The sequence below is a fragment of the Nonomuraea turkmeniaca genome (genome assembly GCF_005889735.1).
In the GTDB taxonomy this organism is placed as follows: Bacteria; Actinomycetota; Actinomycetes; order Streptosporangiales; family Streptosporangiaceae; genus Nonomuraea; species Nonomuraea turkmeniaca.
Genome location: NZ_VCKY01000014.1, coordinates 43,481 through 55,874, shown reverse-complemented (window position 1 = coordinate 55,874; position 12,394 = coordinate 43,481). Strand labels below are relative to the sequence as shown.

Genomic DNA, 12,394 nt, shown 5'->3' with positions numbered 1-12,394 from the left:
TTCAGGCGTCCACGCTGGGAGCGGCCACCGCCGCCGGACGTGTGGGAGGCAGAGCGCGTGATGGGATCCCGTCAGCCCATGTGACAACGGGCCGACGGGATGGGCCTACTTGGCGTTCGCCTTCAGGTAGTCGCTGTTCATCCGCGCGATCGTCTCCAGCGGAATCCCCTTGGGGCACACCGCTGTGCATTCGCCCGTGTTCGTGCAGCCGCCGAAGCCCTCCACGTCCATCTGGTCCACCATGGCCTTGGCGCGCGACAGGCGTTCCGGCTGGCCCTGCGGGAGCAGGCTCAGGTGGGTGATCTTGGCGGCGGTGAACAACGAGGCCGAACCGTTCGGGCAGGCGGCCACGCAGGCGCCGCAGCCGATGCAGGTGGCCGCGTCGAAGGCGGCGTCCGCGTCTTCCTTGCGTACGGGGACGCTGTGGGCGTCCGGGGCAGAGCCGGCCGGGACCGAGACGAAGCCGCCGGCCTGGATGATGCGGTCGAAGGCGCTGCGGTCCACGACCAGGTCCTTGACGACGGGGAACGGGGCCGCCCGCCACGGCTCGATGGTGATCGTGGCGCCGTCCTCGAAGTGGCGCATGTGGAGCTGGCAGGTCGTCGTGGCGCGCTGCTCGCCATGGGCGACGCCGTTGATGACCATGCCGCACATGCCGCAGATGCCTTCACGGCAGTCGTGGTCGAAGGCGATCGGGTCGTCGCCCTCGAGGATGAGGCGCTCGTTGAGGACGTCGAGCATCTCGAGGAAGGACATGTCCGGGGACACGTCCTCCACCTTGTACGTCACCATCCGGCCATCGTCGGAAGGGCCGCTCTGACGCCAAACGCGCAGGGTCAGGTTCACTTGTAACTCCGCTGGGTCATCTTGACGTACTCGTACTCGAGCGTTTCCTTGTGCAGCACCGGCTCGCCGGAAGGAGAGAACTCCCAGGCCGAGACGTGCGCGAAGTTCTCGTCGTCACGCAGGGCCTCGCCGTCGGCGTCCTGGGACTCGGCGCGGAAGTGGCCGCCGCAGGACTCGGTGCGGACCAGGGCGTCCAGGCACATGAGCTCGGCCAGGTCGAAGAAGTCGGCGACGCGTCCGGCCCGCTCCAGGACCTGGTTGAGCTCCTCGGAGGTGCCGGTCACCTTGACGTTCTGCCAGAACTCCTCGCGCAGCTCGGGGATGCGCTCCAGGGCCTTGCGCAGCGACTCCTCGGTGCGCTCCATGCCGCAGTAGTCCCACATGAGCTTGCCCAGCTCGCGGTGGAAGGAGTCGGGGGTGCGGGTGCCGTTCACGGACAGGAGGCGGTCGATCTTGTTCCTGACCTTGATCTCGGCTTCGGCGATGGCCTCGTCGTCGACGTCGCCGAACGGGCCGGCGGCCAGGTAGTCGCCGATGGTGGTCGGAAGGACGAAATAGCCGTCGGCCAGGCCCTGCATCAGCGCGGAGGCGCCGAGGCGGTTCGCGCCGTGGTCGGAGAAGTTCGCCTCACCGATGACGAACAGGCCGGGGATCGTCGACTGCAGGTCGTAGTCCACCCACAGGCCGCCCATGGTGTAGTGCACGGCCGGGTAGATGCGCATCGGCACGTCGTACGGGTTCTCGCCGGTGATGCGCTCGTACATCTCGAAGAGGTTGCCGTACTTCTTCTCCACGGCGTCGCGGCCGAGGCGGTTGATGGCGTCCCGGAAGTCCAGGTACACGCCGAGCCCGCCGGGGCCGACGCCGCGGCCCTCGTCGCAGACGTTCTTGGCGGCGCGGGAGGCGATGTCGCGGGGGACGAGGTTGCCGAAGGCGGGATAGATCCGCTCCAGGTAGTAGTCGCGCTCGTCGTCCGGAATGTCACCGGGGGCGCGGGTGTCGTTCTTGCGCAGCGGCACCCACACGCGGCCGTCGTTACGCAGCGACTCCGACATCAGCGTCAGCTTCGACTGGTACTCGCCCGACACCGGGATGCAGGTCGGGTGGATCTGCGTGTAGCACGGATTGGCGAAGTACGCCCCACGCTCGTGCGCCCGCCAGATCGCCGTCGTGTTGCAGCCCTTGGCGTTGGTGGACAGGAAGAACACGTTGCCGTAGCCGCCGGTGGCCAGCACCACGGCGTCGGCCAGGTGGCGCTCGATCTCACCGGTCACCATGTCGCGCACGATGATGCCGCGCGCCCGCCCGTCGGCGACGATCACGTCGAGCATCTCATGCCGCGTGTGCATGGTCACGGTCCCAGCGGCGATCTGCCGCTCCAGCGCCTGGTACGCGCCCAGCAGCAGCTGCTGGCCCGTCTGGCCGCGGGCGTAGAACGTGCGGGACACCTGGGCGCCGCCGAACGAGCGGGTGTCGAGCAGGCCGCCGTACTCGCGGGCGAACGGCACGCCCTGGGCCACCGCCTGGTCGATGATGTTCACCGAGACCTGGGCGAGGCGGTAGACGTTCGACTCGCGGGCGCGGAAGTCGCCGCCCTTCACCGTGTCGTAGAACAGCCGGTAGATGCTGTCGCCGTCGCCGCGGTAGTTCTTGGCGGCGTTGATGCCGCCCTGCGCGGCGATGGAGTGGGCGCGGCGCGGCGTGTCCTGGTAGCAGAACGACTTGACGTTGTAGCCCAGCTCGCCCAGCGTCGCCGCGGCCGAGCCGCCCGCGAGGCCGGTGCCGACGACGATCACGGTGAGCTTGCGCTTGTTGGCCGGGTTGACCAGCTTCGCGGAGAACTTCCGCTTCTCCCACCGCTCCTCGATAGGACCGGCAGGAGCCTTGGCGTCCCGGATCTCCGGACCTTCCGTGTACCTGCTCATTGGTCGCTCACCGCTCCTCATTCGCTCCGCGGACCCACTCCTTCGTCGCGTGTCCACTCCGCTCACCGCGTCGGGTTCGCTCTTCACTTGACAACTCCGAACGTGATCGCGAGGGGCGGCGCCAGGAAGCCGACCACCAGCACGGCCGAGACCAGCGCGGCGGAAGCCTTCAGAACGCGGTAGCGGTTGCGGTTGGCCCAGCCGAGCGTCTGCACGGCGCTCCAGATGCCGTGTCGCAGGTGCAGGCCGACCATGACGACGGCCACGAAGTAGATGAGCGTCACCCACCACCGGGACGGCTCGAAGCCGGCGATCATCCGGTCGGCCGGAGCGGAGTCGAAGCCCTTGGGGTTGACGACGCCGAAGGTCAGGTCGAGCAGGTGCCAGACCACGAAGAGCGCGATCGTCAGGCCGCCGAACCGCATGATGTGCGTGGCGTAGCCGTTCGCCTGCGGCTTCTTGGCGACGTACTTGACCGGCCTGGCCTTGCCGGCCCGCCGGGCCAGGGAGATCGCGGCCCACATGTGCAGGACGACTGACGCGACGAGGCCGACCTCCAGGATCGTCAGCAGCGTCCGGTACGGCAGCAGCGGCTCGAGCAACGTGCGCAACGCGTGCGCGTAGTCGTTGAAGGAGTCCTTGCCCAGGAAGATCTTGAGGTTGCCGAGCATATGGGCGAGGAGGAAGAGCACCATCACGGCGCCCGTGACGGCCATCACGGCCTTCTTGCCGTTCGACGAGCCGAGGAACCCGCCGGGCTTCTTACGCGTTGGAGTGCTCTTGGGAGCGGGAACCGGCGCGGTGGCGGCGCCACGCTCAATCGTCGCAGTCACGTTTCCTCAAGCTAGATACGCAGCGATGATCCGTCCAAGTCATCACACGCCTGGTTTCCATAGCCAGAGGCTATGATGCTGGTATGTGCGGCCTTTTCCAGACGATCAGGTGGGCCGATGCGAGGAAAATCACATGCAGCTGCAACAACTCGCCTCCTTCGTCGCCGTCGCGGAGACCAGGCATTTCACTCAGGCCGCCGAGCGCATGCGGGTCGCGCAGCCGTCGCTGAGCAAGCAGATCAAGGCACTGGAGACCGACCTCGGAGCTCCCCTGTTCTCCCGGGCGCGCGGCAACGTCACGCTGACCCCGGCCGGGGAGGCGCTGCTGCCGCTCGCGCGCCGCATCCTCGCCGACGCCGACACCGCCCGGCAGGAGGTGGCCCAGTTGGCGGGGCTCAGAAGGGGCAGGGTGCGGCTCGGTGCCACGCCGTCGCTCTGCGCGGGGCTGCTGGCGGACGCGCTGGCCCGCTTCCATCGTGCGTACCCGGGGATCGAATTGCTGGTCGAGGAGGGCGGCTCGCGGGACCTGGTCAGGGCGCTGGCGCGGGGGCAGCTCGACCTGTCGCTGATCATCATGCCGTTGCAGAGCGACGACCCCGCGCTGGTGACGCAGGAGATCCTGCGGGAGAACCTCGTGGTCGTCACCCATTCGCACGAGCCGTCGCAGCGCCCGTACTGGGAGATCGAGGATCTGCGCGGGCGGCCGATGGTGATGTTCCGGCACGGCTACGACCTGCGGGAGGCGACGCTGGCGGCGTGCCGGCAGGCCGGCTTCGAGCCCAGGTTCGCGGTGCAGGGCGGCGAGATGGACGCGGTGCTGCGGTTCGTGGAGGCGGGGCTGGGGGTGGCCGTGGTGCCCTCCATGGTGCTCGACGGGCGGCCCGGTCTCTCCGGTACGCCGCTCGCACCGCCAGGGCTGAGCCGTACGATCGCACTGGCACACCGCAAGGACGTCGAGCCGACCACGGCTGCTCAAGCCTTCAGGGAGACCTTGCTCACCTTTGTGGTGGAAGCTGGGCATGAGGGCACGCTTCCGCAAGGGGTAGACCTCATCGCAGAATGAGCAGCAACATCTCCAATGTCCCGGTGAGGCGAAGTGGTGACAGCAAATCTCTCTGAAACGCTGACGCTGCTCCTCGTCGAGGACGACGACGGCGACGCGTTCCTCGTCGAGGAGCTGCTCCAGCAGGCTGTCGCGCCGCCGAAGATCTTCCGGGCGCGGAGCCTCCAGGAGGCCAAGACCAAGCTGACCTCCAAGATCCAGTGTGTGCTCGTCGACCTGTCGCTGCCCGACGCGAGCCGGCTGGAGGCGCTGGAGGAGGTGCTCGCACTGGCGCCGCACGCGGCGGTGCTGGTGCTCACCGGGCTGCGGGACGTCCACGTGGGCGTCGCAGCCGTGCAGGCGGGGGCGCAGGACTACCTGATCAAGCAGGACGTCGACGCACGCCTGCTGGCCCGGGCCATCCGGTACGCCATGGAGCGCAAGCGGGCCGACCAGACCCAGCTCAGGCTCGTGCAGGCGGAGCTGATCGCCAAGGAGAACGCCAGGATGCAGCGGGGCCTGCTCCCCGTCGCACTCCTGCACACCGACGCGATCGAGCACACGACGCGTTACCTGCCGGGCAGCGGCGGCACGCTGGCCGGGGACTTCCTGGACGCGGTGCAGACCCCTGACGGGTCGGTGCACGTCGTGGTGGGCGACGTGTGCGGGCACGGTCCCGACGAGGCCGCGCTCGGCGTGGCGATGCGCATCGCCTGGCGCACGCTCGTGCTGGCCGGGCAGACCGGTGACACGTTGCTGCGAACGCTCGACGCCCTGCTGCGGGCCGAGCGCAAGGCGCCGGAGATCTTCACGACCCTGTGCATGGCGACGATCACCCCTGACCTGAAGTACGCCAGGATGCGGGTGGTCGGGCATCCACCGCCGGTGCTGGTCCGCGACGGCGCCGTCGATGTGGTCGCCGACACCCCGTCAGGACCGCCGCTCGGGATCTTCCCGGACGCGGAATGGTCGGTGATCGACGTGCCGCTGGGCGACGAGTGGTCAATGATGCTCTACACCGACGGCCTGATCGAGGCCGCCGTGGGCGAGCGCAACGAGCTTCTGGGCGTGGAAGGCCTGGTCGACCTGGTGCGCCGGCACCGCGCGATCGACCTTGACCGGTTGATCAGACATGTGGGCACACTGAGCGATGATCTGGCCGTGGTCCTGGTGAGCAGGAGACGAGAATGAGCATTCACCCGCTGCCGCCGCCCAAGGAGCCTGTCGGGCTGGGCAGGCTGCCGGTCGCCCAGTGGTTCATGTTCACCGGCGCGGTGGCCGGCGTGGCGTTCGCGGCCGGGGTCGTGGTCACCATGGTGATGCTCTCCCAGGCCCAGGCGCTGGGCCCCCGGGCGGACGTGGCCGCGCAGATCGGGCGACTCAACGTGGCGTTGATCGTGCTCTTCGCGGTGTTGCTGGGCTGCGGCGTCGGGCTGGCGGTCATCGTGCGTTACGCCGTGCTGAAGCCCATCGACCAGCTCACCGACCAGGTCCGCCAGGTCGCCGCCGGTGACTTCGACCACCCGCTGCACGTGGACCGCCCGGCGGAGCTGGCCGAGCTGTCCAGCCACATCGACGCCATGCGCGACCGCATCGTGTCGGCCTGGCGCGTGGCCGCCGACCAGACCGAGGAGCTGCGCAGGTCGAACGGCGAGCTGGAGCAGTTCGCGTACGTGGCCAGCCACGACCTGCAAGAGCCGCTGCGCAAGGTCGCCAGCTTCACCCAGATGCTGGAGCAGCGCTACAGCACGCAGCTCGACGAGCGGGCCAGGCAGTACATCCACTACGCCGTGGACGGCGCGAAACGCATGCAGCTGCTGATCAACGACCTGCTGGACTTCTCCAGGGTCGGCCGGGTCACCGGCGAGCGCACCGTGACCGACTCCGGCGAAGCGCTGAACCAGGCGCTGGACAACCTGTCGGCCACGATCGAGGACACCGAGACCACGGTCACCAGGGACGACATGCCCAAGGTCAAGGGCAACCGGCTGCAGCTGACCCAGCTGTTCCAGAACCTCGTCGAGAACGCGATCAAGTTCCGCTCCGAGGCGCCCCCGCGCGTCCACATCGGGGCCGAGCGCTCCGGCGACATGTGGGAGTTCAGCTGCTCGGACAACGGCATCGGGGTCGAGCTGAAGTACGCCGACCGTATCTTCCTCATCTTCCAGCGGCTCCACCCCCGGGACGTGTATCCAGGGACTGGCATCGGCCTGGCGCTGTGCCGCAAGATCGTCGAGTATCACGGCGGACAGATGTGGCTCGACAATAGTGTGGAGGGCCAGGGGGCGACGTTCCGCTGGACGCTCCCTGCGGCTGGAGACGACGATGACTGAATGGCGCCCGATCGAGGTGCTTTTGGTGGAAGACGACCAGGGCGACATCCTGCTCACCAAGGAGGCCTTCGACTACAACAAGGTACGCAACCGCCTCAACGTGGTGAACGACGGCGAGCAGGCGATGGCGTACCTGCGCCGGGAGGACGGTTACGCCGACGCGCCACGGCCTGACCTCATCCTGCTCGACCTCAACCTGCCGCGGATGAGCGGCATGGAGGTGCTGCGGGAGGTCAAGGCGGACAATACGTTGGCGACCATACCCGTGGTGATCCTGACGACGTCTGAGGCGGAGGAGGACATCCTCCACAGCTACCGGCTGCACGCCAACGCCTATGTGTCGAAACCGGTGGACTTTGAGCAATTTATCCGGGTTGTCCGGCAGATCGATGATTTTTTCGTGACTGTGGTTAAGTTGCCGGCCCAGGGGCAGCGCCCCTGACGGCCTACGTGACAGGAATCACAGCCAGTCATCGAAAAAGTGAGTGACCCCGCTCACAAATCTAGATGCGGTCGTCGTAACGTATCCCCCACCAACGCGCGCTTGAGCGGGATTCCGCACGTACGCGCGCCCAGCGAAACGAAACCACGGACCCGCCGCGCGAACAGGGTCCGCGGGAGGTGGAGAGGTCCGCGATGACCCAGACGACGCCCGAAGCTCCGGTCAGAAGGCAGCGTGCGCAAATCAAGGTGCGCACTCTGCGCACCGACAGATGGTGGCTGACCCCGCTGCTGACATTCCTCGGGCTCAGCTCGTTCCTCGTCTACGGTGTATGGGCGATCATCGACCAGAGCTACTTCGTCGAGCCGTACATAGCCCCGTTCAGCTCGCCGTGCCTGGCGACCTCGTGCCCTGAGGGCGCGCGGTTCCTCGGTCTGGCGCCCTTCGGCGACTGGTACGCGCTGCCGCCCGGGCTGCTGATCCTGGGGCTGCCCGGCGGGTTCCGGTTGACGTGCTACTACTACCGCAAGTCGTACTATCGCTCGTTCTGGCTGTCGCCGCCCGCGTGCGCCGTGCAGGAGCCGCACGGCAAGTACACCGGCGAGCGGCGGTTCCCGCTGATCCTCCAGAACGTCCACAGGTACTTCTTCTACGCGGCCATCTTGATCGGCCTCATCCTGGCCTACGACGCCGTCCTGGCGCTCGTTCACAAGCCGCTGGGCCTGGGCACCTGGATCCTGTTGCTCAACGCGGTCCTGATCAACGCCTACACGTTGTCGTGCCACTCCTGCCGGCACATCACGGCGGGCCGGCTCAACCACTTCTCCCGTCACCCGCTGCGTTACCGGGCCTGGACGTTCGTCTCCAAGCTCAACGCCAAGCACCAACCCCTCGCGTGGGCCTCGATGTTCTCCGTCATGGGCGCCGACCTCTATGTCCGCCTGGTGGCCAAGGGCATCGTCGCCTTCCCGTACGCGTAAGGACAGCTTTCAGTGGACAACTCGCTTAACACAGAGCGTCACGAATACGACGTCGTCGTCATCGGCGCGGGCGGCGCGGGACTACGCGCCGCGATCGAGGCCCGCCAGCAGGGCAAGCGGACGGCGATCGTCTGCAAGTCGCTGTTCGGCAAGGCGCACACGGTCATGGCCGAAGGTGGCGCGGCCGCCGCGATGGGCAACGTCAACTCGGCCGACAACTGGATGGTGCACTTCCGCGACACCATGCGGGGCGGCAAGTTCCTCAACAACTGGCGGATGGCCGAGCTGCACGCCAAAGAGGCGCCCGACCGGGTGTGGGAGCTGGAGGCCTGGGGCGCTCTGTTCGACCGCACCAAGGACGGCAAGATCAGCCAGCGGAACTTCGGCGGGCACGAGTACCCACGGCTCGCACACGTGGGCGACCGTACCGGGCTGGAGCTGATCCGCACGCTGCAGCAGCGCGTCGTCGCGCTCCAACAGGAGGACTACGAGAACCACGGCGACTACGAGGCCTACATCAAGGTCTTCGCCGAGTGCACGGTCACGCGGCTGCTCAAGGACGGCGACCGGATCTCGGGCGCGTACGGCTACTGGCGCGAGTCCGGAAACTTCATCCTCTTCGACACGCCGGCCGTGGTGCTGGCCACCGGCGGCATCGGCAAGTCGTACGTCGTCACCTCCAACTCCTGGGAGTACACCGGCGACGGCCACGCCCTGGCCCTGCTGGCCGGCGCGAACCTGATCAACATGGAGTTCATCCAGTTCCACCCCACCGGGATGGTCTGGCCTCCGTCCGTGCGCGGCATCCTCGTCACCGAGTCCGTCCGCGGTGACGGCGGCGTGCTGCGCAACTCCGAGGGCAAGCGCTTCATGTTCGACTACATCCCCGACGTGTTCAAGGACAAGTACGCGACCACCGAGGAGGAGGGCGACCGCTGGTACACCGACCAGGCCAACAACCGGCGCCCGCCGGAGCTGCTGCCGCGTGACGAGGTGGCCCGCGCGATCAACGCCGAGGTGAAGGCCGGGCGCGGATCACCGCAGGGCGGCGTGTTCCTGGACGTCTCCACCCGGCTCCCGGCCGAGGAGATCAAGAAGCGGCTGCCGTCGATGCACCACCAGTTCAAGGAGCTGGCCGACGTCGACATCACCGCCGAGCCCATGCAGGTGGGCCCGACCTGCCACTACATCATGGGCGGTGTCGAGGTGGACGCCGACACCGGCGCGGCGGCCGTACCCGGCCTGTTCGCGGCCGGCGAGGTGTCCGGCGGCATGCACGGCTCCAACCGGCTCGGCGGCAACTCCCTGTCCGACCTGCTGGTGTTCGGTCGCCGGGCGGGCGCGGGCGCGGCGGCGTACGTGGACGGGCTCAAGGCCCGGCCCAAGGTCGCGCCCGAGCTGGTGGACGAGGCGCACGCTGAGGCGGTGGCGCCGCTGGGCCGCGACGGCGAGAACCCCTACGAGGTCCACCACGAGCTCCAGCGCACGATGAACGATCTGGTCGGCATCATCCGCAAGGCCGAGGAGATCTCCGAGGCCCTCCAGGTCGTGGAGAAGCTCAAGGAACGCGTCCGCCTGGTCGGGGCGGCCGGCTCGCGCATCTACAACCCCGGCTGGCACCTCGCGATCGACCTGCGCAACATGGTGCTGGTCTCGGAGTGCGTGGCCAAGGCCGCGTTGTTGCGCCAGGAGAGCCGCGGCGGCCACACCCGTGACGACTTCCCCGGGATGAATCCCGACTGGCGCCGCAAGCTACTCGTCTGCTCCACCGAGGACGGCTCGACGGTCACCGTCGAGGAGAAGGTCCAGCCGCCCATGCGTGACGACCTGATCAGCCTGTTCGATCGGGGTGAGCTGAGCAAATACCTCACCGACGAAGAGATGACCGAGTTCGACGGGATAGCGAAGTCATGAGCTACAAGGCAAAGTTCAAGGTCTGGCGTGGTGAGGGCGGCGAGGGCAAGCTCGAGGACTTCACCGTGGAGGTCAACGAGGGCGAGGTCGTCCTCGACATCATCCACCGGCTGCAGGCCACGCAGGCGCCCGACCTGGCGGTGCGGTGGAACTGCAAGGCGGGCAAGTGCGGCTCGTGCAGCATGGAGATCAACGGCAAGCCCCGGCTGGGCTGCATGACCCGCATGTCCACCTTCGAGGAGGACGAGACCATCACGGTCACGCCGATGCGGACGTTCCCCGTCATCAAGGACCTGGTCAGCGACGTCTCGTACAACTACCAGAAGGCCAGGGAGGTCCCCTCCTTCACGCCGCCGGCCGACGTACAGCCCGGCGATTACCGGATGAAGCAGGTCGACGTCGAGCGGTCCCAGGAGTTCCGCAAGTGCATCGAGTGCTTCATGTGCAACAACGTCTGCCACGTGATCCGCGACCACGAGGAGAACAAGACCAACTTCTCCGGTCCCCGTTTCCTCATGCGGATCGCCGAGCTGGACATGCACCCGTATGACGTGGCGGACCGGCAGGAGTCGGCCCAGCAGGACCACGGGCTGGGCTACTGCAACATCACCAAGTGCTGCACCGAAGTCTGCCCCGAGCACATCAAGATCACCGACAACGCGCTGATCCCGATGAAGGAGCGCGTGGTGGACCGCAAGTACGACCCGCTGGTGTGGCTGGGCAACAAGATCTTCAAGCGCGCCAAGTAGGCCGGCACACGATCGAGGGGGCTGGACGGGTGTCCAGCCCCCTCAGCGTGTTCTGGGCGGCTACTCCGAGCGGCGGAAACGGTCGCGCTCGGAGTCCGGCATCTCCTTGGTCCGCTCCTGCTGCGGCAGCGGCTGCACGGCCGTCACGTCCTCGTCGGCAGGCAGGTACGGCGGTGGCTCGTACTCCTGCGCGGGCCGCTGCGCCGGCTCGAACAATGACGGGCCCTGCCACGGCTCGGAGTCACCGGACTCCGCCGCGGAGGCCGGGCCGAGCGGGTGCTCGTGGCCGTCCTCGATCGGGCTGCCACCGCCCGCCGGCATGTCGGCCGGGGAGACCAGCGGCTCGAACGGGTCCCGGTACTCCTTGGGCTTGGGCGGCTCGTAGTTGTAGGAGTCGAACTCGTCCGGGTGCAGCACCACGGGAGGCGGCTCGGGCGGCGCCGCGGGCGGCGGCTCCTGCGCGTAGCCCTGCGGCGGGTACGGATGTGCGACGTCCTGGTAGACCTGGCCGCTCGGGTACGTCTGCACCGGCACGAAACTGATGATCGGCGCGTACGCGGTGGCGCCCGGGTAACCCGGCGCGGCGTACCCCGGACCGGCCGGGTAGCCGCCGGGTGGCAGGTCCGGACGCGGCCCGCCCATCGGCGGTCCCGCCTTCCGTACGGCGGCCGCGTGGGCCATCCGGCGCAGCCGGCCCTCGAAGATCAGCACGGCGAAGAGCGCGAGCAGGACCAGGACCAGCGCAGGGATGCTGAGCTTCTGCGTGAGCGTCCGCTGGTCGAACTCCGGAGCCGCGCCACGCAACTCCAGCGGCACCTCCTCGGAGGTGGCCGGCTGCGTCTCCGTCGGCACCACGGGGGCGGTCGTCGTCGGCGTGACGACCGGCATCTCGACGCTCGCCTCGGGCGTGGTCGACGCGGTGGTCGGAAGCTCGACGCTCTGCGTGGGCACCGGCTGCGGGTTCTGCGTGGGGGTGGTCTCCGGGGTGGTGGAGGGCGGAGGAGCGGTGGACTTCGTCGGCGTCGCGGACTTGGTGGGCTTCGTCGGCGACGCGGTGACGGTCTTGGTGACCGTCGTCTCCGGGTCCTCCTCGGGCGTCGGCGTGCCTAACGTCGTGGTCACCGTGACCGTGGTCTGGGGGTCGGACTCACACGCCGGGTCGGCGACGTCGCAGGGCTCGACAGGGGGGTCGTACGCCGTCACGGACGCGCTCGCGCTCTGCACGATGAACGGTGTCGCACCGGCGCCGGTCAGTCCCAGCGCCAGGACGATCGCGGACATGGCCGTCGCTCGCCTGCGTGCCACCGGAGCCCTCCGCCGTCGTCCCGGA

At 68.2% G+C, this 12,394-nt stretch carries 11 protein-coding genes; 7 read left to right on the top strand and 4 right to left on the bottom strand.

What is annotated here, in order from left to right; translation table 11 throughout:
• Window positions 1-105: 105 nt before the first annotated feature.
• The 3 genes from ETD86_RS06350 to ETD86_RS06340 all read right to left on the bottom strand — a co-directional run bounded on the left by ETD86_RS06350 (window position 106) and on the right by ETD86_RS06340 (window position 3,487).
• A complete protein-coding gene (locus ETD86_RS06350) occupies window positions 106-846 on the bottom strand; it encodes a succinate dehydrogenase/fumarate reductase iron-sulfur subunit (RefSeq protein ID WP_138665159.1) in 741 nt (246 codons plus the stop codon).
• Window positions 843-2,771, bottom strand: coding sequence for a fumarate reductase/succinate dehydrogenase flavoprotein subunit (locus tag ETD86_RS06345; protein WP_138665158.1), 1,929 nt, complete (start codon window positions 2,769-2,771; stop codon window positions 843-845). Before ETD86_RS06345 ends, ETD86_RS06350 begins: the two co-directional genes overlap by 4 nt.
• Before the next feature lie 83 nt (window positions 2,772-2,854).
• The gene (locus ETD86_RS06340; protein ID WP_246147694.1) at window positions 2,855-3,487 is read right to left on the bottom strand and encodes a succinate dehydrogenase cytochrome b subunit; all 633 of its coding nucleotides are present in this window, start codon (window positions 3,485-3,487) and stop codon (window positions 2,855-2,857) included.
• Window positions 3,488-3,737: 250 nt separating this feature from the next.
• On the opposite strand from ETD86_RS06340, the gene ETD86_RS06335 reads away from it, so the two are divergent.
• From ETD86_RS06335 to ETD86_RS06305, 7 genes are all read left to right on the top strand, one after another.
• A complete protein-coding gene (locus ETD86_RS06335) occupies window positions 3,738-4,667 on the top strand; it encodes a LysR family transcriptional regulator (RefSeq protein ID WP_138665156.1) in 930 nt (309 codons plus the stop codon).
• Window positions 4,668-4,703: 36 nt separating this feature from the next.
• Window positions 4,704-5,837 (top strand): PP2C family protein-serine/threonine phosphatase, encoded by a 1,134-nt coding sequence (locus ETD86_RS06330; protein WP_138665155.1) that lies wholly within the window; start codon window positions 4,704-4,706, stop codon window positions 5,835-5,837.
• The gene (locus tag ETD86_RS06325; protein WP_138665154.1) at window positions 5,834-6,979 is read left to right on the top strand and encodes a sensor histidine kinase; all 1,146 of its coding nucleotides are present in this window, start codon (window positions 5,834-5,836) and stop codon (window positions 6,977-6,979) included. The genes ETD86_RS06330 and ETD86_RS06325 overlap by 4 nt, the downstream gene beginning before the upstream one ends.
• Window positions 6,972-7,421: a response regulator gene (locus ETD86_RS06320; RefSeq protein ID WP_138665153.1), complete on the top strand. Its 450-nt coding sequence runs from the start codon at window positions 6,972-6,974 to the stop codon at window positions 7,419-7,421. The genes ETD86_RS06325 and ETD86_RS06320 overlap by 8 nt, the downstream gene beginning before the upstream one ends.
• A gap of 194 nt (window positions 7,422-7,615) precedes the next feature.
• A complete protein-coding gene (locus tag ETD86_RS06315; protein ID WP_138665152.1) occupies window positions 7,616-8,401 on the top strand; it encodes a hypothetical protein in 786 nt (261 codons plus the stop codon).
• Window positions 8,402-8,413: 12 nt separating this feature from the next.
• Window positions 8,414-10,315, top strand: coding sequence for a fumarate reductase/succinate dehydrogenase flavoprotein subunit (locus tag ETD86_RS06310; RefSeq protein ID WP_138665151.1), 1,902 nt, complete (start codon window positions 8,414-8,416; stop codon window positions 10,313-10,315).
• Window positions 10,312-11,064, top strand: a complete 753-nt coding sequence (locus ETD86_RS06305) for a succinate dehydrogenase/fumarate reductase iron-sulfur subunit (RefSeq protein ID WP_138665150.1) — start codon at window positions 10,312-10,314, stop codon at window positions 11,062-11,064. Before ETD86_RS06310 ends, ETD86_RS06305 begins: the two co-directional genes overlap by 4 nt.
• 60 nt (window positions 11,065-11,124) lie before the next feature.
• On the opposite strand, the gene ETD86_RS06300 is transcribed toward ETD86_RS06305, so the two are convergent.
• Window positions 11,125-12,369 carry a hypothetical protein gene (locus tag ETD86_RS06300; protein WP_138665149.1) on the bottom strand — a complete coding sequence of 415 codons (1,245 nt, stop codon included), beginning with the start codon at window positions 12,367-12,369 and terminating at the stop codon, window positions 11,125-11,127.
• Between the last annotated feature and the right edge of the window lie 25 nt (window positions 12,370-12,394).

Excerpts from the sequence above, each read along its gene's own strand:
- ETD86_RS06345 (WP_138665158.1), bottom strand. The coding sequence starts at position 2,771 with ATGAGCAGGTACACGGAAGGTCCGGAGATCCGGGACGCCAAGGCTCCT.
- ETD86_RS06340 (WP_246147694.1), bottom strand. The coding sequence starts at position 3,487 with ATGGCCGTCACGGGCGCCGTGATGGTGCTCTTCCTCCTCGCCCATATG.
- ETD86_RS06335 (WP_138665156.1), top strand. The coding sequence starts at position 3,738 with ATGCAGCTGCAACAACTCGCCTCCTTCGTCGCCGTCGCGGAGACCAGG.
- ETD86_RS06325 (WP_138665154.1), top strand. The coding sequence starts at position 5,834 with ATGAGCATTCACCCGCTGCCGCCGCCCAAGGAGCCTGTCGGGCTGGGC.
- ETD86_RS06320 (WP_138665153.1), top strand. The coding sequence starts at position 6,972 with ATGACTGAATGGCGCCCGATCGAGGTGCTTTTGGTGGAAGACGACCAG.
- ETD86_RS06315 (WP_138665152.1), top strand. The coding sequence starts at position 7,616 with ATGACCCAGACGACGCCCGAAGCTCCGGTCAGAAGGCAGCGTGCGCAA.
- ETD86_RS06305 (WP_138665150.1), top strand. The coding sequence starts at position 10,312 with ATGAGCTACAAGGCAAAGTTCAAGGTCTGGCGTGGTGAGGGCGGCGAG.